The sequence below is a fragment of the Exiguobacterium sp. ERU653 genome (assembly GCF_018617775.1).
GTDB lineage: Bacteria > Bacillota > Bacilli > Exiguobacteriales > Exiguobacteriaceae > Exiguobacterium > Exiguobacterium marinum.
In genome coordinates this window covers 1200916-1222251 of sequence record NZ_JACSKV010000001.1, presented here as the reverse complement: position 1 = coordinate 1222251, position 21336 = coordinate 1200916, and the positions used below count along the sequence as shown (strand labels likewise).

Here is a 21336-nt window from a genome sequence, read left to right as displayed (position 1 = left end):
AAACCCACCCTTTCCGGACAACTGAATTGAGCATAGTATATCATGTAAGCGGTAAATAAAGCAGAAAGATAGGTGAATGAGCGTGAGAGAGGTTCAACAAAAAATTGATGAGATGATTCTTCATTTAGGTGGTTATTGGAGACCTTTATCCGGTCTGGCAAGATTGTTAGAAGAAGTGGGAGAAGTGGGAGGAGCATTGCGAAGAGGTGCGATGGATGAATTAAAAGAAGAGTTGCTCGATGTCCTTGTCATCTCGACGTGTCTGGCGAATCAATATGCGATTCAACTCCGACAACCGGAAGCGAACACTGAAGGAGAGACGCAAGAACAGCTTTATTTTCAAATCGTTGAAGAAGCGGGCGAAGTGGCTCGAATTTTGAACGCTTATGAAGGAGATAAGAAGCTGAAACCGAACCGGCATGGACAGTCGCTTCAACGCCACATCGAGCAATTGCAATGTGCCGTTTTATCAATCGGTACATTGAGTAACCTCCATTTGTTCGATTCACTGTTCGACCTGATCGAAGAAAAATCGAATCGTGACTTTGGTCGCTTCGATCATACACCGGACCCCATCACGGAAGCATCCGTTCGTACTTATATGAGGCACCAATCAGGTCGCTACTGGGGTGGAATTCCGGTTCAATCATTTGAACGGTTCGACCGATATATAGAACGAGAACATCATATAGAGCGTTTCTATCGAATCGCTTCAATTGAAGGATTAGATGGATTTGTGATTCATCAAAAACGAGATGGACTCATTCGAGTCGAGGATTTTCTTGTTACAGACGGGTTCATGATAACAGTAGAAGACTATGAATCGGAGCGGTTTTTAGTCATTCGGCCGATTCAATAAAAACATTTACCTTTTTATCAAAAACATTCATCTTTTTTTCAAATATTTACTTTTTTTAAAAAAGCATTATGCTAATATGTAATTGTTGTTAGTAGGAAATGCCGCAATGAGAAAGGAATATTTTGGATGAAAATGAAACTATTGAAAGTTGCCCTCATCTTAACGGTTCTATTGTTCGGGATGCAACTTCCGTCTGTCGAAGCTGCTACTTACGATGGAGAAACGACTGTCAATTTGAACATTCGTACGAAACCTAGTCTAAGTGGAACGGTAGTGAAAACATTACCGAGAGGCACGAAAGTAGAGTATGGTACGTATAATCAATCTTGGCATAAAGTGTATGTAAACAATCGTACATATTACGCCTCGGCCCAGTACATTCGTAAACTTTCATCCACCTCAAATTCGTTGACGACCCAGTCGACAACGTCTACCGGTGTGACTACTGCGAATTTAAACATCCGCGTCACGTCCCATCGATCAGCGACGATTGTGACCACGCTTAAGAAAGGGACGGAAGTGAAGTACGCTGTTCACAATTCGTCTTGGGCAAAGGTTTATTTAAATGGTAAGACGTACTATGCCGCAAAAGCCTATATCGCACCAAAACTCACAGAGTCGAATGTCGAACGGGTGGACGGCTATACAAATCGTGATTTGAAGTTATTCTCTGAACGAAACCAGCGTTCGAAAGTGCAGAAAGTCCTTCTGAAAAACACGGCTGTCGTCTCGAGTAAATATAACTCGAGCTGGTCGATTGTCTATCTTGGAAATGAAACCTATTACACACCGACTTGGGGAATCACACCAGGCGAATTGGATACAGGTGTGGAGAAGAAAGACGGATATGCGAATCGTGATTTGAAATTATTCTCTGAACGAAACCAACGTTCGAAAGTTCAGAAAGTCCTTCCATTAAACACGGCTGTCGTCTCGAGCAAATATAATTCGAGCTGGTCGATCGTCTATCTTGGAAATGAAACATATTACACACCGACTGCTTGGATCTCTACATCGAAAACGCCAACGGAACCACCGACGTCAACGGAGCCGAATGACGGACTCACACAAGGGTATGCGAACCGAACGGTCAACTTGTTCGGAAAAACGCACCAGAGTTCACCTATCCAGCTCGTTCTTCCAAAGTATACGGCCGTCTCCTATAAGGCGTACAACTCGAGTTGGTCGACGGTTCATATCGGCTCGAAAGTATACTACACAGCGAGTTCGTGGTTGACGAAAGGGAAAGCCCCTGCAGCACCGGAAGCTGCACCGAAAGGGACGGTATACATCAACACACCGGGCGATGTATTGAATGTGCGCTCGAAAGCAAGTCTTGATTCGAACGTGGTTGGTCAGCTCAAGCACACTACAGCTGTTTCTCACTATGGAACAGTGAACGGGTTCCATAAAATCAAATATAACGGACAAGATGCCTATATTTCTTCAGGTTTCGTTATGACAACAAAACCAAGTACATCTACTGGGACTGTCATCATTCTCGATCCTGGACATGGTGGGAAAGACCCTGGAGCACTAAATGGTTCTTTGTATGAAAAAACGATTGTTCTTGATGTCACAAAGCGTGTCGAGGCATATCTTCGTTCGAAATACGATTACAATGTGCGACTCACACGCTCAACAGATCTCTATTTGACACTTGGTGAACGCGTAGCTGCAGCTAAATCATTACGCGGTGACTTATTCGTCAGCATGCACGTCAACGCAGCGGGTTCTTCTGCCGCCAAAGGTTTAGAGACGTTCTATTCTTCACAGTCTGCGCATAGTTCTCGGAGTCGTGTACTTGCATCAAACATTCAAAGTAACTTGGCAAATAAGATGAGCGGAATGTCTAACCGAGGGGTAAAGACGGCGAACTATTACGTGATTACGTATAATACGATGCCATCTGCACTCGTCGAATTAGGATTCATCTCTTCGCCGACAGACTTAACTTACCTTCGCAGTAATACTTCTCGTCAGCGTATGGCAGAAGGTGTGGCTGAAGGAATTGCTAAATATGTTCAAACATACTATTGACTTAACGGCCTCAGACTTTAACGTCTGGGGCTTTTTTGTTCACGCTCGGATGTTGCACTAATTCATGACGTCAAAAAACCGAACCTTTGGAAGGTTCGGTTCGCTTTTTATAAATCATCAAATCCGTTCGCGTCTGTCACTTTCGCATAAGAACGTGACTTCTGTTCGAAGAAGTCAGATTTTGTCGCATTGAGCGAGTCGTCTGAATAGGCACGGATCCATGGCATGACATCTTCGTCAAATCCTTCATACAAGTCGTTTAGGCCGATGACGCGTAAGCGCTTGTTCGCCAAGTATTTGACGTAATCACGCATTTCACTGACGTCGAGTCCGTCGAGGTCGCGGAGAACATATTCACACCATTCGATCTCGAGGTCGACCGCTTCTGCCATCGTGTCGTATACGAATTGACTGAACTGTCCGTCTGCATCAATCTTAGGATTTTCTGTCAATACGGCACGTAAGAGCTGACTGATGAAGTATGAATGTTGCATCTCGTCACGTTGGATGTAACTGATCATCGTCGATGTACCGACCATCTTTTGGTGACGAGCGAGATTATAGAAATAAGCGAAGCCTGAGTAGAAGTTGATTCCTTCTAGGATGACGGATGCGACGAGTGATTTCGCGAAGTTCTCTGCATTAGGCGTTTCACGGAAATCTTCGTATAGGTCCAAAATAAATTGGTTTCGTTTCATGACCATTTCGTCATCTTTAGCGATGTCGAAGATGCGATTTTGTTCAGTTAGTGGCACGAGACTTGATAAGACATAGCTATACGATTGGTTGTGTACGACTTCTTGTTGCGCAATGACCGCAAGCACTGCGTGAACCGAAGAGTCGGATGAGAACATCGAAGACTCGAGGATATAACGTGTCTGGACCGAGTCGAGAATCGATAACAGTCCGATGATTCGTTTGAATGCATCCTGTTCACGTTCGGTCAGCTGCGACCATTGTTGCATGTCTTTCGACATCGAGATCTCATCGGGAATCCAAAAGTTGGATAGCAACTGTTTGTAAATCGTATAGAACTGAGGATACGCGATGTCGTTCCAGTTGACGATTGAGCTCGTTTCACCACCGATGATGGCAGTTGCCCGGTTAGGATGTTTGGGCGACAATAATTTGATTTTCTGAATCGACATGGTGCATTACTCCTTCTTCTACATGGTGAGCCATTCGTTCTGCCCAATGTTGGACGTTGTATGGTTGGTTACGTGGTGACTGCTCGATTTTGAGTAGTTCACCGGCAAGCGGAATTCCGTATTTCGAAAGGTGGTACGCCATCTCATCGACCGCACGACAGAAGTGAACAAACATCTTGTCACCCGTTCCGAATACCGCTGCTTGCCGAATCGGCACATTTAATTCTTTCAACACGAGACGGAACGTGTCTTTCATTTCCTCTGGTAAGACGCCATCTGCCCATGTATAAGAACCAAAATAGACGAGATCGAATGTAGCGAGGGACTGAGCTTCACGATAACCGACTCGATCGGCATCATAGCGGACGACCGAGTCGCCACGGTGATGATGTGTCGCTTCGATGAGCGTTGCCACTTCTTCCGTGTTTCCACTCATCGAGTGACAAATGATTGCGATGTTCATATGGTGGACCACCTTTCATAAAAACGGACTAACTTCGTGATAATGAGACTAGTTATGAGGCACAAGACTCACATTCATCCACTTCAATGGTTGTTGAGCGCGTATAGTAAATCGATTTCATGCCGAGAGACCAGGCTTCGAGATGCATCGCGAGAAGTTCTGTCGCCTTTACATCGTTCTTGACGTACAAGTTAAAGCTGATGGCTTGGTCGATGTGGCGTTGACGCGATGCGTTCTGACGAATGCTCCATAATTGATCGACTTCGAACGCTGATTTATAGAACCAGTTCGTCTCCGGCGTCAAATCCGGTACCGTGACGGGGATCTTATAATTTTTCTTTTCTTCCGAGTAGACTTTCTTATAAACCGGGTCAATCGATGCAGTACTACCGGCGATGATTGCAGTAGAGGAGTTCGGTGCGATGGCCATCATATAGGCATTACGGACACCGTTTTGATGAACCGCTTCTGCAAGCCCGTCCCAATCGAGGTCATCGTGTGAACGATAGTTCCGACGCTTGAAGTACTCACCCGTGTGCCACTCTGAACCTTCAAAGACACCGAACGCACCTTTTTCCTTGGCAAGTTCCATCGATGCCTGAATCGTGAGATACGCAATTTTTTCATACAGTTTTTCTGCATATTGTACGGCATCGACCGACTCCCAACGGATTCCTTCGAGTGCGAGTAAGTGATGCCAACCGAATGTACCAAGACCGACCGCACGGTATTTTTGGTTCGTGATCATCGCCTGTGGAACTTCGATCGTATTCAAGTCGATCACGTTATCGAGCATACGCATTTGAATTGGGATGAGACGTTCGAGTACGTCTGCTTTCACAGCCCGGGCGAGCGCGATTGAACTCAAGTTACAGACGACGAAATCACCAGGAGTCTTCGTGATGACGATTTTTCCGTCTTGCGTGTACTCCTCTTCAATCGTCGTAGCCGACATGTTTTGCGCGATTTCGGAACAGAGGTTTGAACTATAAATCATCCCTGCATGTTTGTTTGGGTTCGCGCGGTTCACGGCGTCGCGGAAGAACATGTACGGTGTGCCTGTCTCTAGCTGTGAACGCATATAACGTTTCACAAGGTCGATGGCAGGAACCGTCACGCGAGACAATTCTGGCGTATTGACACATTCCATATATTTCTCTGTGAAGCTCCCACCGTTCTCAGTTTCGTCGAAGTAGTCCTCGAGGCTGTAGCCCATTACCGTACGAATTTCATGTGGGTCGAACAAGTGCCAATCCCCACGTTCTTCGACGGTACGCATGAAGAGATCTGGTAAGCAGACACCAGTAAACAAGTCATGTGTCCGAAGGCGTTCGTCTCCGTTATTCAATTTCGCATCGAGGAATTCGAAGATATCCTTATGCCAAATATCTAAATAGACGGCGATTGAGCCTTGGCGCATGCCGAGCTGGTCGACGGAGACAGCCGTGTTATTCAATTGTTTCATCCACGGAAGGGCACCGCTTGAGACGCCTTTGAATCCTTTAATGTCACTTCCACGTGAACGGATTTTCCCGAGATACACGCCGATGCCGCCGCCCCCTTTCGAGAGTGTCGCCACGTCTGTATTTGAATCGTAAATCCCCCGAAGTGAGTCGTCGACCGTATCGATGAAGCAAGAGCTGAGCTGTCCGTATGATTTGCCGGCATTTGACAAGGTCGGTGTCGCTACCGTCATGTAAAGGTTTGAAAGAGCCCAGTACGCTTCTTCGACGAGTTTCAAACGAGTCGTCTCATCTTCCTTTTGCATAAGGGTCATCGCGATAACCATGAAGCGTTCCTGTGGAAGTTCATAAAGATTCTTCACGTGGTCGCGTCCGAGGTAGCGGTCCGACAACGTCCGGAGTCCGATATATGTGAAGAGACGGTCACGGGATGGATCGATTAACGATTCAAGATGATCCATATCTTCTTTAGAGTACGTATTTAAAAGTGCTGGAGTAAAGATGCGTTTTGACGTCAACGTCTCGACTAAGTGATAGAAGTTGCCATAGCGCATTGAAGCCTCGTAGCCTCGGTTGCGTGCCGCTTCGAGATAGAGACGGTTCAAATACATCTCTGTCGCAACGAACGTCCAGTCAGGTTCTTCGGCTTTCAACATGTCGAGCGCATGCATCGTCAATAAGTCATACACTACATCTTGTGTCAGCGTCTTCGTTTCGAGCGCCCGAATCGCCCGTTCTTCATAGCGCTCCACACTTAATTGAGGATACCGCGTCTGGATAGATTGAATAAGAGAGGCGACGTCAGCGAGCGTTGGGGCCGCCGGTAGCATCGTCTCGTGATGGATAGGGGATGTCAAAATCGATCACTCCTTTAATAAATGTAGACGTTATGAAAGTATAATAAGAACTTCCTAACCTGCCACAATATTGTGTTAACGACCAAAATACCTGTTAACTATATATTGACACTTTTATCTCTTTTTAATCATAAAACATCTATATTTAGTTTTGCAATGCTTGACATTCTTGGATGTATCGACCGACCTTTTGCTTTTGCTCAAAAAGGGCTTCATGAGCCGATTTGAGACAGAGAACTGAGATGAAAAAAATTTATGTAATATGATTGCTTGTTTTTTCACAAAAAACGAATCCGATTTCATCATCATCGCCACATTGAACATTACGTCACTTTCGGACAGAATAGATAGTGTTTGACGTTTTGTTTAAACACGTCTCCCTATTCGTTCCATACTAGATATAGTGTTGTGTCAAAGTGAGACAGAGGAATCCATTTGTCAAGGCTGGTATCCTAATGAAAAGTAAGGTAGATTGATGAGGTAGGACATTGATTTCAACGAAAAGAAGGGTTTAACAAGTGCGTACAGAAGACTTATTATTGACATGGGACCCACTCGGTTATGGGACAGGTTCATACGGGCCAGAGTTCGATGAGGTGATGATGGCATTGATTGACGTCAATTCTCCTGAACAGTTAACCGAAATCATTCGGCGCACACTTCTTGACGCGTTCGATGAGTGTCCACCAGAATCAGAAATCATCGAGATGGCACAGCGACTCTTCGCATCGTCATCTTGCCAATTATAAGGAGGAATAAATATGTTACGAATTGATCCAACACCTAACCCGAATGCAATGAAAGTGACACTTCCAGAAAACGTGTTCGGTGCGAAAAGTCAGAGTGTGAAAGCAGGCGAAGCGACAGATCAACCGCTCCTCGCAAAACTTGTCGAGATTGAAGGCGTAGAAAGTGTGTTTGCATATGGTGACTTTGTGACCGTTTCGAAAGAGAACGGTGTGAGTTGGGAAGCAATCCTCCCACAAGTTGAGACGGCATATCGCGGATGAATCCGACTGTTACGATTGTCATTCCGGCTTATAAACGCGAGACGGAACTGACAGAACTGCTTGAAAGTTTAACGGTCCAAACGTTTCAACAGTTCGAAGTCTTGATTATGAATAATGAGGGGCCGCCAAAACAACATCTTTTGGCGCCTTTTTTGAATCAATTGGATGTACGTGTCATAGAAGTCGGCGAAAATCATCACGTCCGTGCCCGAAATCGTGGTGTTCTTGAAGCGAAAGGCGATGTCATCCTGTTGTTAGACGATGATGACCTCCTCATGCCGACTCATCTCGAGGACAGCTTACGGGATCTTCAACAGGCTGACCTTGTCTATACGGATGCCGAATTGTTTCGGTTTGAATGGAAGCATGGACGTCGTGTCGTGACCGAATGGGAACCTTTTGCATACGAGTTCGATCAAGAGCGGATACGTCAAGATTCAACATTTATCCCGTCTGGTACAATGTATCGAAAGTCGATTCATGACACGATTGGTCTGTTCGACGAAGACGTCTATAACTACTGGGATTGGGATTTCTTATTAAGGGTCGTGGAACAATTTAGTGTGTCGCATCCTGCCCGCGCGACAGTACTTTACGCATTCAACGGGACCGATAACTTGTCGGCAAAACAAGACGAAACGAGACGTCGTTACTTTGAGCGCTTCTGTCAAAAACATGGACTGACAGACATGGAAATGAAGAACTTCCATATTGTTCAGGAAGAACGACGTTCATATGTGAGACAGACAGAGAGAACGTTTACCGGCGTGCTACCTGGTCGGACAGAAGGAGATTAAGTATGTATTCATCAAAAGAACTAGAATTGTTAGAGTTGTTAGAAGAGAAAGGCTATCTCGAAACGAAGATGTTAGCTGATTTGTTGGCACTCGATGAAGAGACGATTGAATCGATGCTTGAGAAGTTCAAACAAGACGGAATCTTACTTGGTTTTCGGGCAATGGTCAACTGGCAAAAAATAAATCGGCATGATGTCACGGCATTCATCGATGTCAAAGTCACCCCAAAACGGGGACGAGGGTTTGATGATGTGGCCGAGCGCATTTATCGCTTCCCGGAAGTGACGGCGCTTTATTTGATGTCAGGCGCATACGACCTCCAAGTCGTCATTCGTGCGAACTCACTGCAAGACGTCGCTTCATTCGTTTCGGATAAGTTGTCACCGCTAGATTCAGTATTGTCGACGACGACTCACTTCAAATTGAAGACGTACAAGCATGACGGCATTTTGTTCACCCCACAAACTGAAGACAAGCGGTTAAACATCACACCATGAAGTCTTTATCAAATCAAGTCGTCTCGATGAAGCCATCGGGCATTCGCCGTTTCTTCGATTTGGCACAGACGATGGAAAATGTTGTCTCTCTCGGGGTGGGAGAGCCGGATTTCATCACGCCATGGAACGTGCGAGAAGCGAGCTATGCTGCTCTTGAAGAAGGATATACAGCATATAGTGCCAACGCAGGACTCATCGAATTGCGAGAAGAGATTGCTAATTATATGAAGAAGCGATTTTCAGTTGAATACGATCCGACTTCGGAAGTCATCGTTACTACAGGGGCTTCACAAGCACTCGATATTGCATTTCGTTCCCTCCTCAATCCGGGAGATGAGGTTATCGTGGTCGAACCGGCATTCGTATCGTACGGTCCCCTCATCGAGATGGCGGGCGGAAAAGTGGTCCCTGTAGCATGTCGTCCGGAAAATGGTTTTCGTCTCGATCGAGATGACGTTGAACGTGTCATCACCGAACGAACGAAAGCGATTTTACTTTGCTTCCCATCCAATCCGACAGGTGCCACGATGAATGGTGAGGAACTCGCACAAATTGCTGAACTCGCGACCAAGCATGACCTATGGGTCGTCAGTGACGAGATTTATGCAGAACTTTGTTACGATGAACCGTTCGTCAGCTTTGCGACGCTCCACGACATGAGAGACCGAACGATTGTCGTGAACGGCTTCTCGAAAGCGTTCGCGATGACAGGATGGCGCCTCGGCTTCACTTGCGCACCAGAAGTCGTGACGCGGGAGATGTTGAAAGTCCATCAATATGGCATGATGTGTGCGCCGACGCTCGTTCAATTTGGTGGTCTTGAAGCACTGCGCTCTCGCCATCAACATGTGCCGAACATGGTGAAGAGCTATCGTCAACGCCGGAACTACTTTATTCAGGCGCTGAACAAGGCAGGTTTGCCGACGCATGTACCAGGTGGTGCTTTCTATGCGTTTCCTTCGATTCGGCATACCGGATTGACGAGTGAAGAATTTGCGGAACGACTCTTGATTGAAGAGCGGGTCGCCGTTGTTCCTGGTAATGCCTTCGGAGAGAGTGGAGAAGGGTTCGTTCGAGCAAGTTATGCGACATCGCTCGAACAATTGCAAGAAGCGATTCGTCGAATCGAACGTTTCATGAAGCAATTCGAAATGAAGACTATCGAACAAGACTCTCAACGATGAGGGTCTTGTTCTGTTCTACAAGAATCGAATGTGTAAAAACAAGAGGTGAGGTGAAAATATGGAACGTTACGATTACATAGCAGTTGGGTGTGGTCCGTATAATCTTGGTCTCATGGCTCTTGCAGAAAAGACAGCACTACAAGGAATCTGTTTTGAGCAGCGGACGGAAATGATGTGGCATGAGGGTATGTTGATTGAAGGGATGACGATGCAGACACATTATTTACAAGATCTCGTCACGTTAGCGGACCCGACCCATCCGTCGAGTTTTCTGAACTATTTGAGTGATACAGGTCGTCTCCAAACATTTATCACGCAAGAACAAGGTAAGATTCCTCGAACGGAGTACAATCGTTACTTGCGCTGGGTTGTAAATCAACTGTCGACGATTCGCTTCGACCATTATGTATCTGACGTTCAAGCGGAAGAAGATGGGTTCGTCGTGACAGTCGAATCAGATGGTCAATCAATACAAGTTCATACAAGACATCTCGTCCTAGGAACGGGTGCAGCACCATTCGTGCCAGATGGATTTGAACAAGTCATTCATACGAGCGATTATTTGACCTATCGGGACGTCCTCAGAGACCGATATCGTGTCGCGGTCGTTGGGAGTGGGCAGAGTGCGGCGGAAGTCTTCCTAGACTTGTTGCGTGACGCGACGGACGAGCAACGGGTCGACTGGATCACACGCTCCGATCACTTTGAGTCACTAGAGGCAGGAAAGCTAGGAGACGAAATCTTTAGTGTGGATTATGTCGATTATTTTCATGGGCTGCCGTATGACGCTCGTCAAGAACTACTCGGGTCATTCGAACGTTTCCGTCATGGCGTCAACCCTGAGACGATGACCTCGATTTATGAGACCTTGTATCACCGAACGGCAGAAGGGGAAGAGACGCTAGCTGACATGATGACACAGGTCGAAGTGGAATCGATCTCTTATGATTGGTTAACACATCGTTTGAAAGGGACGCGACGATATACGGGAGAAGTGATTGAAAAAGAGTACGATCTCGTTGTCGTGGCGACAGGGTATCGACCGGTCATGCCGAGCTGGATTGAGCGATTCCCGATTGTGTGGGAATCAGAGGGAGAATGGGCTGTCCGGGAAACGTATGAGGTGGTCATGAGCGAGTCGCTTGTCGGCAAATTGTTCACGCATACGAATATAGAACATTCGCATGGTCCGGCCGCAACGAATCTCGGGATGGCCGTCTATCGAAATGCAATGATGTTGAACGAAATGGCAGGGGAAACCGTCTATCCAATCCGTCATCAGAAGCCTTTTACGACGTTTTGAACAAAAAAAGGGCTAGGCGAGTCGCCTAGCGGAATCAGGGGGGAATACTTGAAGTCTTGCTTGATTTGTATTTACCCCGACCTTCGACTTTAAAACATTTCAACGAGGTGAAATAATCTTTTTTACTAATTTCTACACTTTATCGAAAAAAGTATGTTATAGTAAGTTGATGAATTTAGCATAGGAGTTGTTTGTAATGGCAAAATACGAAAAAGATCAAGTTTTAAAAGGTAAAGTAACAGGAATTCAACCATTCGGTGCTTTCGTAGCACTTGACGACGAGACTCAAGGTCTTGTCCACATTTCAGAAATCTCACACGACTACGTAAAAGACGTAAACGATTACGTTCAAGTTGGTCAAGAAGTTGAAGTGAAAATCCTTGAAGTGGATGAAGCTTCTAAAAAAATCAAGCTTTCAATGAAAGCGACTCAAGAAGCTCCAAAACGTGAGAAGTCTGCGAAGACAGCTCGTCGTGCGCCACGTCGCAACGAAGCATCTTCTAACTTCAAGCAAGAAGAAGCTCCAGGATTCACAGTCCTCAAAGATAAACTTGAAGACTGGATCAAAAACACGAACTTCAAGAAGTAAGTATTTAAAGGTGACCCGTTCTATACGGGTCACCTTTTTTATTTTACAGGAATCGGCGGATTGAATGACGAAACTGTAAACCGAATAGGAGGAGATCATATGAAGATTGGCATCATCGGAACGGGCGGGATTGCCACAAGCGCCCACATTCCGAATTATGTCAAAGCAGGGGTTGATGTGGTAGCCGTCATGAATCGAACACGAGCCAACGGGGACCGTGTCTCACGACAGTTCGGCATCCCGAACCTTTATGAGACGGTCGAAGAGATGCTTTCACGCGAAAATCTCGATGCGGTCAGTATATGTACACCAAACGCCTTACATAAAGAGCAAGTGCTGCTTGCGCTTGAAGCAGGATGTCACGTTCTCTGTGAGAAGCCACCGGGAATCTCAGAGAATGAAGCGATCGAGATGTTGGAAGCGGCAAAACGAGCCGGAAAAACATTGCATTACGGATTCCATTACCGACATCGTGAGGATACGGTTCTGTTGAAGCGAATGATTGATGCGGGTGAACTCGGAGACATCTATGCATCGACGGCGCTCGCGCTTCGACGGCGTGGAATTCCGGGATGGGGTGTCTTCACGAATAAAGAACTGCAAGGCGGGGGTGCATTACTCGACATAGGTGTGCATATGTTAGACCTGGCGCTTCATTTGATGGGATACCCGAAACCGAGAGAGGTCGTCGGTCATGTCGGTCAGTACTTAGGGAATCGTCCTGGTGTCGGCTTGCTGGGGGAATGGGACGCAAGCTCGCTCTCAGTCGAAGATACGGCGAGGGCGATGGTCACGTTTGAAAACGGAGCATCCTTATTACTCGACGTCAGCTACATGGCCAATATCGAGGAAAAAGATACGATGCGAGTGGAATGTCGCGGAACGAAAGCCGGAGCCAGTCTGTTCCCGCTCACACTTCACACGGAGAAATTTGGGGCATTGTTTGACGAGCGACCAGCTTATTTGACTGAACACGACCCGTATGAGCGGCAAATCCGACTCTTCCTTGAAGCCTGTCGACAGGAGCCGAATTATCGTCAAGCGGAGGAAGCGGTCATCCTGCATCGGATCATCGACCGCATCTATCAGTAAGCACGATACTTTTCATTCCGTAAAAACAGGGTATATAGTGTAGGTGTTACATATTTCTATGAGGAGGATGACTTATGCACAACTTTGAATACAAAAACCCGACAAAACTAATTTTTGGGACACATCAGGTCGAAAAATTAGCTGGAGAACTCGAATCGCTCGACGCGAAGAAAGTGATGCTCGTCTATGGTGGCGGAAGCATCAAAAAGAACGGGACGTACGATGAAGTCGTGGCCGAACTTGAAAAAGCCGGTATCTCATACGTAGACTTCTCAGGTGTTGAACCGAACCCTCGTATCGAAACGGTACGTCGTGCTGTGAAATTTGCCCGTGAAGAGAACGTAGATGCCTTACTCGCAGTCGGCGGAGGTTCCGTCATCGACTGTACGAAACTGATCTCAGCGGCAATCCCTTATAAAGGGGACGCGTGGGACATTGTCCTCCGTGAGCATATCCCGACAGAGGCGGTGCCATTCGGGACGGTCCTCACACTCGCAGCGACAGGGTCAGAGATGAACTCTGGGTCGGTCATCACGAACTGGGAGACACAAGAGAAGTTCGGTTGGGGCCATCCGCTCGTATTCCCGACGTTCTCCATCCTTGATCCACGTTACACGGTGTCGGTTCCGAAAGACCAGACGATTTACGGCATCGTCGACATGATGAGCCATTGCTTCGAACAATATTTCCACCCGAACCATGCACCGGTACAGGAACGCATGACAGAAGGTGTTTTGAAAGCGGTCGTGGAGTCGGCTCCGAAACTCGTGAACGATTTAGAGAACGTCGACCTTCGTGCCATCATCTTGTTCTCGGGTACGATGGCATTGAACGGTGTGCTTCAAATGGGTGCTGCGGGAGACTGGGCGTCTCATAACATCGAACATGCGGTATCGGCTGTTCACGACATCCCGCACGCAGGCGGTCTCGCGATCCTCTTCCCACGTTGGATGGAACACGTATTGGATGAAGACAATGCCGCTCGTTTCGCACGACTCGGTACCGAAGTATTCGATGTCGAGCCGGGTGAAAGTGACTTGGAGACAGGGAAACGGACAATCCAAGCTGTTCGTGCATTCTTCGACCAACTCGGTGCGCCAAACTCGCTCCGTGACTACGAAATTGATGAGTCGACATTCGATGCGATTCTCGATTCGGCAATGAAGCGTGGTGCATTCGGTCGCTTCCGTACACTTGAACGGGAAGATGTCTCGAAAATCTTAGAACTTAGTAAATAAGGCGAATTCTTGCCTATTTCGCAATAATGATTGAACGAATCCGACGTTTCCGTTTATGATGGGTCATGTATGGCTCTTTTACGAGCGATTTAAAGGAGGAAATGACATGTCAACTGTACGTTTCGATTATTCAAACGCGCTCTCATTCGTAGGGAAGCACGAAATCGACCAAATGCAAGAAACGGTAAAAACGCTTCACTCGGTGATTCACGAGCGAAGCGGAGCCGGAAGTGATTTTCTTGGGTGGGTCGATCTTCCGACCGAATACGATCAAGATGAGTTCGCACGAATCAAAGCTGCGGCGGAACGAATTCGCGAGAATTCAGACGTTCTCGTCGTCGTCGGAATCGGAGGATCTTACCTCGGTGCCCGTGCAGCGATCGAAATGCTTCAACATTCGTTCTTCAACGTATTATCAAAAGAAGAGCGCAAGGCTCCACAAGTATTCTATGCGGGCCACAATATCTCATCGACGTATATGAGAGAATTGCTTCAAGTGCTCGAAGGAAAAGACGTCTCGGTTAACGTCATCTCGAAATCAGGGACGACGACAGAACCTGCGATTGCTTTCCGTGTTCTTAAACAGTTCATGGAAGAAAAGTACGGACAAGACGGGGCGCGTGAGCGCATCTACGCAACGACAGATCGGGCTCGCGGTGCACTCAAGACTCTCGCGGACGCGGAAGGATACGAATCGTTCGTTATTCCGGATGATGTCGGTGGACGCTTCTCTGTCCTCACACCAGTCGGTCTTCTTCCGATTGCCGCTGCCGGAATCGATATCGATGCCTTGATGGAAGGGGCACGTGACGCACAGAACGCTTACAGCTCTCCTGAATTGGCAGAGAATGAAGCATATCAATATGCGGTTGTACGAAACGCCCTTTACGCAAAAGGCAAATCGATTGAGATGCTCGTCAACTACGAACCGGCTCTTCACTACGTGTCAGAGTGGTGGAAGCAGCTTTACGGTGAATCAGAGGGGAAAGACAATAAAGGTATTTTCCCTGCGGCTGTCGATTTCTCGACGGATCTTCACTCGATGGGCCAATACATCCAAGAAGGTCGTCGCGACTTGTTCGAGACAGTCATCCGTGTGAAAGAAGTTCGTCATTCGATGAACGTTCCAGAAGACGCACAGGACTTGGATGGCTTGAACTTCCTTGCCGGTGAAACGATTCAATTTGTGAATGATAAGGCGACAGAAGGAACACTTCTCGCACACACAGACGGCGATGTACCGAACTTAGTCGTCGAATTGCCGGAGATGACCCCGTATCACCTTGGTTACTTGTTCTATTTCTTTGAGAAAGCATGCGCGATGAGCGGTTACATCCTCGGAGTGAACCCGTTCAACCAGCCAGGCGTCGAAGCGTACAAAGCAAACATGTTCGCTTTGCTCGGTAAACCGGGATATGAAGAACAAAAAGCAGAACTCGAAAAACGCTTGAATCAATAAGAAAACGAATCGGTCCGCAAGTCGGGCCGATTTTTTTGTTTGAAACTGGGTGAAGACAAGGTAAAGTGAGAGTAGACAGGGGAAAGAAAGGGATGGACTATGAAGACATTCAAGGATTACTATCATAATCAAGTTGAGCTAAGCTTCACCCATTATCCATTCTCAGACACACCGCTCCACGTCTGGGTCGTCGCCCGTTACGAGGATAAGTGGGTATTGACGAAGCATAAACAAAGAGGACTCGAGTTTCCGGGCGGGAAAGTCGAGCCGGGCGAGCATGAGGACGCCGCCGCAATCCGAGAAGTTTACGAAGAGACCGGTGGGATCGTGCAGACACTACGCTACTTGGGACAGTATCGGGTGCTCGGTCGAGGTGATACGGTCGTCAAAAATATTTACTTTGCTGAGATTGAGCGATTTGAGGATCATCCTGCCGTCGATGAGACGGATGGGGCCGTCTTGATTGATGCATTGCCGGGTAATTTGTTACGCAATCAACGTTATAGTTTTATGATGAAAGACCGAGTCTTACCGGAGACGATGAGGGTTCTACATGAACAACAGTTGGTTTGACCGAGTTGATGTGTTACCACCGTACGCAGGTTATCGGGTGACAAGAGGGTGGTACACGACAAATGATGGAGAAGAGGTCGTAGCGTATTCAATCGAACCAAAACGACCGAATGGGCACGTGTTGATGTACTTACGTGGAGGGACGGCACGAATCGGGGACGTCCGTTTACCGCGGCTCATGCAATTCGCATCACGCGGCTTTCATGTCGTCGCTCCCGTCTATCGTGGCAACCATGGTGGGACTGGAAAAGAGGATTTTGGTGGGGATGATTTGGAAGATGTGCTCTCGCTATACGATCGCGTTCAAACGAGCGGACGACCGGTTCACGTGCTCGGCTTTTCGCGAGGGGGCATGATGGCACTATCGCTCGCATCCGAACGACCGGTCACCACGGTCACATCCTGGGCAGGCGTGACGAACCTAGAATGGACATATGAGGAACAGCGTTCGATGCGGAAGATGTTACGTCGCATGACAGGTGGGGACCCCGAATCAGCAGAATCTGCCTATGTTGATCGTTCCCCCCTCTATAAAGAATGGATTGCCCCGACGCTCATCATCCATGGTACCGACGATGAGCAGGTTCGCTTGCGTCATGCGACAGCTGTCGCTGAGAAGTTAGGGGAGCAGGCTGAATTTTGGGTGGTCCCATTCGGACACCAGCTCCCATTTTGGGATAAATGGGAGACGACAGAGCAGGCGATGGACTGGATGATACAGCAAGAAAAAACACCGACTCATGATTGAGTCGGTGTTTTGATGTAGTTAGATGACGAGCGGACCGGCTGCGATGATTGATTCACTTGCTTTCGTGAAACGCTTGAAGTTCTCTTTAAATTTCATGGCAAGTGCTTTTGCCTCCATGTCGTAACGAGCTGAATCGTTCCATGTATCTCGTGGATTGAGAACAGTACTCGGTACACCTTCGATGGCTACTGGAATCTCGACATTGAAAATGTCATGTTTCATCGTTTCGACATCACGAAGCTGTCCATTGATTGCGGCGTTGACCATCGCGCGCGTATAAGCGAGTTTCATACGTGAACCTTCACCGTATGCACCACCTGTCCAACCTGTGTTGACGAGATAGACATCGACATCATGTTTTTCAATCAATTGACCGAGCATATCCGCGTAACGCTCAGGAGCGAGCGGGAGGAACGGTGAACCGAAGCAAGTCGAAAACGTCGCTTGTGGTTCTGTGACACCGCGCTCCGTGCCGGCAAGTTTTGACGTATAGCCAGACAAGAAGTGATACATCGCTTGCTCTTTCGTCAATTTGCTGATCGGTGGCAAGACGCCGTACGCATCTGCCGTCAAGAAAACAATTGTATTCGGATGACCTGCGCGTGATGGGAGCATCGCATTGTCGATGAACTCAATCGGATATGCCGCACGCGTGTTTTCCGTTAAAGAAATGTTTTTGTAGTCTGGTGTTCGATCATCGTTTAGCACAACGTTTTCAATCAATGAACCGAATCGAATCGCATCATAAATTTGTGGTTCGTTCTCACGTGATAAATTGATTGTCTTTGCGTAGCAACCGCCTTCAATGTTAAAGATGCCGTCTGGTGACCATCCGTGTTCATCGTCACCGATCAAGTGACGCTCAAGGTCAGCCGAAAGTGTCGTCTTCCCAGTTCCCGACAACCCGAAAAAGAGAGCCGTTTCGTTCGCATCATTGACATTTGCCGAACAGTGCATCGATAACACGTTTTGTTCAGGCAACAAGAAGTTCATGACGGAGAAGATTGATTTTTTAATTTCACCACCGTATTCTGTTCCCCCGATCAGAATTGTACGTTTGGCGAATGAAACGAGAATGAATGTCTCTGAGTTTGTGCCATCGACCGCAGGGTCTGCTTTATAACTCGGTGCATAAATGACCGTAAACGGGTCGAACGCACCTTTCGTCGGCCATTCACGTAAGAAGAGTTGTTTAGCGAATAGACTGTGCCACGCATACTCTGTGATGGCACGAACGGGTAAAGTGTAGTGTTCATCCGCGCCAGCCGCAGCTTCAAGATAGTAGAGCTTATCTTTCTTCTCTAAGTGATTGAGTACTTTTTCAAGAAGTGCTGAAAACTTCTCTTCAGCGATTGGTTGGTTGACCTTCCCCCAATCGACAAGGTTGTTGCTGACTTCATCTTGTACGACGAATTTGTCTTTCGGTGACCGTCCGGTAAAAGCACCGGTGCTGACAGATAATGCCCCGTCTTTTGTCAGTACACCTTCACCATTTTGAATGGCTTCTTCTACCAGCTCTGGAACCGTCAAGTTCCGTAACATGTCGGTACCATTAATTAATTCTTCGATTTTCAGGAGCGTTGTCGCCATCCTGAATCCCACCTTTCCCCTAAATAGATGTGGATGAAATCCGCATACTTCCGCAATCAAGATTAATTAGTATGACATTTTTAATTATATGTGACACACTAATTAAAAACAAGCATTTCTTCTCTATTAAGTAAGCGCTTTCTTACAAGGATAGTTTAACACATTCTCTTATCACAAGGTGTTAAAAAAAAGAAACGAAATAAAAAAATGGTTGACGATTCACAAACAGAAATGTTTAGCAAGTCTGTGAAAAAAATACGAATTCGTTCAATTCCCTTGACATAATCGGATGTCATTTATATGATGGTTTTCGTAACGGATACTCTTATTCTGAGCGGTGGAGGGAACAAGGCCCTACGAAGCCCAGCAACCGTCCGACATGAAGTCTTGTGCGGAAAAGGTGCTATCCTGAAGCGAAGCCATTAGCTTCGAACGATAAGAGGGTAAGGAAGAACGATTCAACCTTTCCCCATGTATGTCATCGGGGGGAGGTTTTTTTCATTACCGTCCCAAAGCAACGCGTAAGGGGAACGAGTACCGTCCACATATCACCCTTATTATAGGAGGTTTTTTGAATGTCAAATTTGAACCGTCGACTTTTTACTTCAGAGTCGGTTACTGAAGGACATCCAGACAAAATTTGTGATCAGATTTCTGACTCGATTTTGGATGCCATTTTAGCGGAAGACCCGAATGCCCGTGTTGCGGCAGAAACGTCTGTCACAACAGGTCTTGTACTCGTAGCTGGTGAAATCACAACGTCAACTTACGTGGATATCCCGAAAGTTGTCCGTGAAACGATCCGTGAAATCGGATACACACGTGCGAAATATGGTTTCGATGCTGAAACATGTGCAGTCTTGACATCGATTGACGAACAATCGGTCGATATCGCGCAAGGTGTAGACCAAGCCCTTGAAGCTCGTGAAGGTCAAATGACTGAAGAGGAGCTTGATGCAATCGGGGCAGGAGACCAAGGTCTCATGTTCGGATACGCAACAAACGAGACACCTGAACTCATGCCCCTCCCAATCTCGTTGGCACACAAGTTGTCACGTCGTCTTGCGGAAGTACGTAAGAACGGTACGCTTGAGTACCTCCGTCCGGATGGGAAAACACAAGTAACGGTTGAGTACGATGAGAATAACAACCCTGTTCGTATCGATACAATCGTTATCTCGACGCAGCATGCAGAAGAGATTACACTCGAGCAAATTCAAGAAGACTTGAAAAAATATGTCATCGAAGCAGTCATTCCGGCTGAACTTATCGATGCTGAAACGAAATACTTCATCAACCCGACTGGTCGCTTCGTAATCGGTGGACCACAAGGGGATGCAGGTTTGACAGGACGTAAAATCATCGTCGATACGTACGGTGGATACGCTCGTCACGGCGGTGGTGCATTCTCTGGTAAAGATCCGACAAAAGTTGACCGTTCAGCGGCATACGCAGCCCGCTATGTAGCGAAAAACATCGTTGCAGCAGGACTTGCGGATAAAGCGGAAGTACAACTCGCGTATGCGATCGGGGTTGCACACCCTGTATCAATCGCTGTCGATACATTCGGCACTGGAAAATTGAGCGAAACAGAACTCGTTGAACTCGTTCGTGAGAACTTTGACCTCCGTCCGGCAGGTATTATCAAAATGCTCGACCTTCGTCGCCCGATCTACAAACAGACAGCAGCTTACGGTCACTTCGGTCGTACAGATGTGGAACTCCCTTGGGAGCAAACAGATAAAGCAGCAGTTCTTGAAGAAGGCGCGAAGCGTTTCGCGTAATCAAAAACGACCTTTCCGCGGAAAGGTCGTTTTTTTGGTTCATGTAGTTGATGGTGTCTGTTTATTTTCGTCTGACTCAGAATCGTTGGAAGTTGTTTCTTGTCCGAGAGCTGTATCTTTCGCTTCGACGACCTTCTCACCGATATCTTGTAAATCAGACTTGGCTTCTTGTGCTGTATCAACGATTTTATTGACGTCTTCTTTAACTGTATCTACTTCTCCGACGACTTTTTCATATACGTTCTGAACGTCTGTAGATACTTCCTGAATTTTGCCGGAAGCCGTCTTCACTTGTTCAATAACCTGTGAGGCTTTACCAGCAGGGTCTTGTTTCATTTCATTGACAATGCCGCCGACCGAAGATTTTGCGCTCGAGAGGGATTGTTTCGTATGATCTCGATTCGAGGAGCTAAGTAATGCGAGAAGACCACCGACAAGTGCACCGAGTAACATGCCGGTCACGACGTTGATTTTCGGACTTCCCGCGTTCATTTGGTCAAATTGACGATTTGGGTTCTCTGTTTGTTCGACTTTCGGGTCATGCTCTAATTTTGGTTCCATGTTGTTCCACTCCTTCATTTGATTGGCATTGCTAGTTTTATACCCAAGTCGAATGCTAAGATAACGTTTTCTAATGAATCG

General features: G+C 47.0%; 20 protein-coding genes and 1 riboswitch. Of the genes, 15 read left to right on the top strand and 5 right to left on the bottom strand.

Annotated features, from left to right (window positions below; all coding sequences use genetic code 11):
* The first annotated feature begins 76 nt into the window (after positions 1 to 76).
* Together KNO95_RS06285 and KNO95_RS06280 are read left to right on the top strand one after the other, a co-directional pair.
* On the top strand, positions 77 to 859 hold the full coding sequence (locus KNO95_RS06285; protein ID WP_214703467.1) for a MazG nucleotide pyrophosphohydrolase domain-containing protein: 783 nt from the start codon (positions 77 to 79) through the stop codon (positions 857 to 859).
* Positions 860 to 985: 126 nt separating this feature from the next.
* Positions 986 to 2899, top strand: coding sequence for an N-acetylmuramoyl-L-alanine amidase family protein (locus KNO95_RS06280; RefSeq protein ID WP_214878490.1), 1914 nt, complete (start codon positions 986 to 988; stop codon positions 2897 to 2899).
* A gap of 107 nt (positions 2900 to 3006) precedes the next feature.
* Here the strand turns inward: KNO95_RS06280 and KNO95_RS06275 are convergent, their stop codons facing one another.
* The 3 genes from KNO95_RS06275 to KNO95_RS06265 are packed head-to-tail and all read right to left on the bottom strand — an operon-like array spanning position 3007 to position 6830.
* Complete coding sequence (locus KNO95_RS06275) at positions 3007 to 4047, bottom strand: ribonucleotide-diphosphate reductase subunit beta (protein WP_214878489.1); 1041 nt, start codon at positions 4045 to 4047, stop codon at positions 3007 to 3009.
* Complete coding sequence (locus KNO95_RS06270) at positions 4004 to 4510, bottom strand: flavodoxin domain-containing protein (RefSeq protein WP_026825524.1); 507 nt, start codon at positions 4508 to 4510, stop codon at positions 4004 to 4006. The genes KNO95_RS06275 and KNO95_RS06270 overlap by 44 nt, the downstream gene beginning before the upstream one ends.
* Before the next feature lie 52 nt (positions 4511 to 4562).
* A complete protein-coding gene (locus tag KNO95_RS06265) occupies positions 4563 to 6830 on the bottom strand; it encodes a ribonucleoside-diphosphate reductase subunit alpha (RefSeq protein ID WP_285800479.1) in 2268 nt (755 codons plus the stop codon).
* Positions 6831 to 7348: 518 nt separating this feature from the next.
* On the opposite strand from KNO95_RS06265, the gene KNO95_RS06260 reads away from it, so the two are divergent.
* From KNO95_RS06260 to KNO95_RS06205, 12 genes are all read left to right on the top strand, one after another.
* Positions 7349 to 7579 carry a DUF1871 family protein gene (locus tag KNO95_RS06260; protein ID WP_026825526.1) on the top strand — a complete coding sequence of 77 codons (231 nt, stop codon included), beginning with the start codon at positions 7349 to 7351 and terminating at the stop codon, positions 7577 to 7579.
* Positions 7580 to 7591: 12 nt separating this feature from the next.
* The gene (locus KNO95_RS06255) at positions 7592 to 7840 is read left to right on the top strand and encodes a NifU N-terminal domain-containing protein (protein ID WP_026825527.1); all 249 of its coding nucleotides are present in this window, start codon (positions 7592 to 7594) and stop codon (positions 7838 to 7840) included.
* Positions 7837 to 8637 (top strand): glycosyltransferase family 2 protein, encoded by an 801-nt coding sequence (locus KNO95_RS06250; protein ID WP_026825528.1) that lies wholly within the window; start codon positions 7837 to 7839, stop codon positions 8635 to 8637. Before KNO95_RS06255 ends, KNO95_RS06250 begins: the two co-directional genes overlap by 4 nt.
* 2 nt (positions 8638 to 8639) lie before the next feature.
* Positions 8640 to 9134 (top strand): Lrp/AsnC family transcriptional regulator, encoded by a 495-nt coding sequence (locus KNO95_RS06245; protein WP_012726802.1) that lies wholly within the window; start codon positions 8640 to 8642, stop codon positions 9132 to 9134.
* Positions 9131 to 10318: an aminotransferase gene (locus KNO95_RS06240; protein ID WP_214703470.1), complete on the top strand. Its 1188-nt coding sequence runs from the start codon at positions 9131 to 9133 to the stop codon at positions 10316 to 10318. The genes KNO95_RS06245 and KNO95_RS06240 overlap by 4 nt, the downstream gene beginning before the upstream one ends.
* Before the next feature lie 58 nt (positions 10319 to 10376).
* Positions 10377 to 11621 carry a lysine N(6)-hydroxylase/L-ornithine N(5)-oxygenase family protein gene (locus tag KNO95_RS06235; RefSeq protein ID WP_214878488.1) on the top strand — a complete coding sequence of 415 codons (1245 nt, stop codon included), beginning with the start codon at positions 10377 to 10379 and terminating at the stop codon, positions 11619 to 11621.
* A 196-nt stretch (positions 11622 to 11817) separates the two neighbouring features.
* A complete protein-coding gene (gene yugI, locus KNO95_RS06230) occupies positions 11818 to 12210 on the top strand; it encodes a S1 domain-containing post-transcriptional regulator GSP13 (protein ID WP_026825531.1) in 393 nt (130 codons plus the stop codon).
* 99 nt (positions 12211 to 12309) lie between these two features.
* A complete protein-coding gene (locus tag KNO95_RS06225; protein WP_214878487.1) occupies positions 12310 to 13302 on the top strand; it encodes a Gfo/Idh/MocA family protein in 993 nt (330 codons plus the stop codon).
* Between the two features lie 74 nt (positions 13303 to 13376).
* Positions 13377 to 14540, top strand: coding sequence for an iron-containing alcohol dehydrogenase (locus tag KNO95_RS06220; protein WP_214703473.1), 1164 nt, complete (start codon positions 13377 to 13379; stop codon positions 14538 to 14540).
* A gap of 106 nt (positions 14541 to 14646) precedes the next feature.
* On the top strand, positions 14647 to 15999 hold the full coding sequence (locus KNO95_RS06215; RefSeq protein WP_214699278.1) for a glucose-6-phosphate isomerase: 1353 nt from the start codon (positions 14647 to 14649) through the stop codon (positions 15997 to 15999).
* Between the two features lie 99 nt (positions 16000 to 16098).
* Positions 16099 to 16572: an RNA deprotection pyrophosphohydrolase gene (ytkD, locus tag KNO95_RS06210; RefSeq protein WP_026825535.1), complete on the top strand. Its 474-nt coding sequence runs from the start codon at positions 16099 to 16101 to the stop codon at positions 16570 to 16572.
* Positions 16553 to 17320, top strand: a complete 768-nt coding sequence (locus tag KNO95_RS06205) for an alpha/beta hydrolase family protein (RefSeq protein WP_214878486.1) — start codon at positions 16553 to 16555, stop codon at positions 17318 to 17320. The genes ytkD and KNO95_RS06205 overlap by 20 nt, the downstream gene beginning before the upstream one ends.
* Positions 17321 to 17338: 18 nt before the next feature.
* Here KNO95_RS06205 and pckA read toward each other — a convergent pair whose 3' ends face one another.
* Positions 17339 to 18910 (bottom strand): phosphoenolpyruvate carboxykinase (ATP), encoded by a 1572-nt coding sequence (pckA, locus tag KNO95_RS06200; RefSeq protein WP_026825537.1) that lies wholly within the window; start codon positions 18908 to 18910, stop codon positions 17339 to 17341.
* A 322-nt stretch (positions 18911 to 19232) separates the two neighbouring features.
* Positions 19233 to 19352, top strand: a riboswitch (SAM riboswitch).
* A gap of 133 nt (positions 19353 to 19485) precedes the next feature.
* Between pckA and metK the strand changes: the two genes are divergently transcribed.
* Positions 19486 to 20694 carry a methionine adenosyltransferase gene (gene metK, locus KNO95_RS06195; protein WP_026825538.1) on the top strand — a complete coding sequence of 403 codons (1209 nt, stop codon included), beginning with the start codon at positions 19486 to 19488 and terminating at the stop codon, positions 20692 to 20694.
* 39 nt (positions 20695 to 20733) lie between these two features.
* On the opposite strand, the gene KNO95_RS06190 is transcribed toward metK, so the two are convergent.
* Complete coding sequence (locus tag KNO95_RS06190) at positions 20734 to 21255, bottom strand: hypothetical protein (protein ID WP_214703476.1); 522 nt, start codon at positions 21253 to 21255, stop codon at positions 20734 to 20736.
* Between the last annotated feature and the right edge of the window lie 81 nt (positions 21256 to 21336).

Bases quoted from the DNA above. Each gene is read 5' to 3' on its own strand.
- KNO95_RS06285 (WP_214703467.1), top strand. From the start codon at position 77: ATGAGCGTGAGAGAGGTTCAACAAAAAATTGATGAGATGATTCTTCAT.
- KNO95_RS06280 (WP_214878490.1), top strand. From the start codon at position 986: ATGAAAATGAAACTATTGAAAGTTGCCCTCATCTTAACGGTTCTATTG.
- KNO95_RS06275 (WP_214878489.1), bottom strand. From the start codon at position 4,047: ATGTCGATTCAGAAAATCAAATTATTGTCGCCCAAACATCCTAACCGG.
- KNO95_RS06270 (WP_026825524.1), bottom strand. From the start codon at position 4,510: ATGAACATCGCAATCATTTGTCACTCGATGAGTGGAAACACGGAAGAA.
- KNO95_RS06255 (WP_026825527.1), top strand. From the start codon at position 7,592: ATGTTACGAATTGATCCAACACCTAACCCGAATGCAATGAAAGTGACA.
- KNO95_RS06250 (WP_026825528.1), top strand. From the start codon at position 7,837: ATGAATCCGACTGTTACGATTGTCATTCCGGCTTATAAACGCGAGACG.
- KNO95_RS06245 (WP_012726802.1), top strand. From the start codon at position 8,640: ATGTATTCATCAAAAGAACTAGAATTGTTAGAGTTGTTAGAAGAGAAA.
- KNO95_RS06240 (WP_214703470.1), top strand. From the start codon at position 9,131: ATGAAGTCTTTATCAAATCAAGTCGTCTCGATGAAGCCATCGGGCATT.
- KNO95_RS06235 (WP_214878488.1), top strand. From the start codon at position 10,377: ATGGAACGTTACGATTACATAGCAGTTGGGTGTGGTCCGTATAATCTT.
- yugI (WP_026825531.1), top strand. From the start codon at position 11,818: ATGGCAAAATACGAAAAAGATCAAGTTTTAAAAGGTAAAGTAACAGGA.
- KNO95_RS06225 (WP_214878487.1), top strand. From the start codon at position 12,310: ATGAAGATTGGCATCATCGGAACGGGCGGGATTGCCACAAGCGCCCAC.
- KNO95_RS06220 (WP_214703473.1), top strand. From the start codon at position 13,377: ATGCACAACTTTGAATACAAAAACCCGACAAAACTAATTTTTGGGACA.
- KNO95_RS06215 (WP_214699278.1), top strand. From the start codon at position 14,647: ATGTCAACTGTACGTTTCGATTATTCAAACGCGCTCTCATTCGTAGGG.
- ytkD (WP_026825535.1), top strand. From the start codon at position 16,099: ATGAAGACATTCAAGGATTACTATCATAATCAAGTTGAGCTAAGCTTC.
- KNO95_RS06205 (WP_214878486.1), top strand. From the start codon at position 16,553: ATGAACAACAGTTGGTTTGACCGAGTTGATGTGTTACCACCGTACGCA.
- pckA (WP_026825537.1), bottom strand. From the start codon at position 18,910: ATGGCGACAACGCTCCTGAAAATCGAAGAATTAATTAATGGTACCGAC.
- metK (WP_026825538.1), top strand. From the start codon at position 19,486: ATGTCAAATTTGAACCGTCGACTTTTTACTTCAGAGTCGGTTACTGAA.
- KNO95_RS06190 (WP_214703476.1), bottom strand. From the start codon at position 21,255: ATGGAACCAAAATTAGAGCATGACCCGAAAGTCGAACAAACAGAGAAC.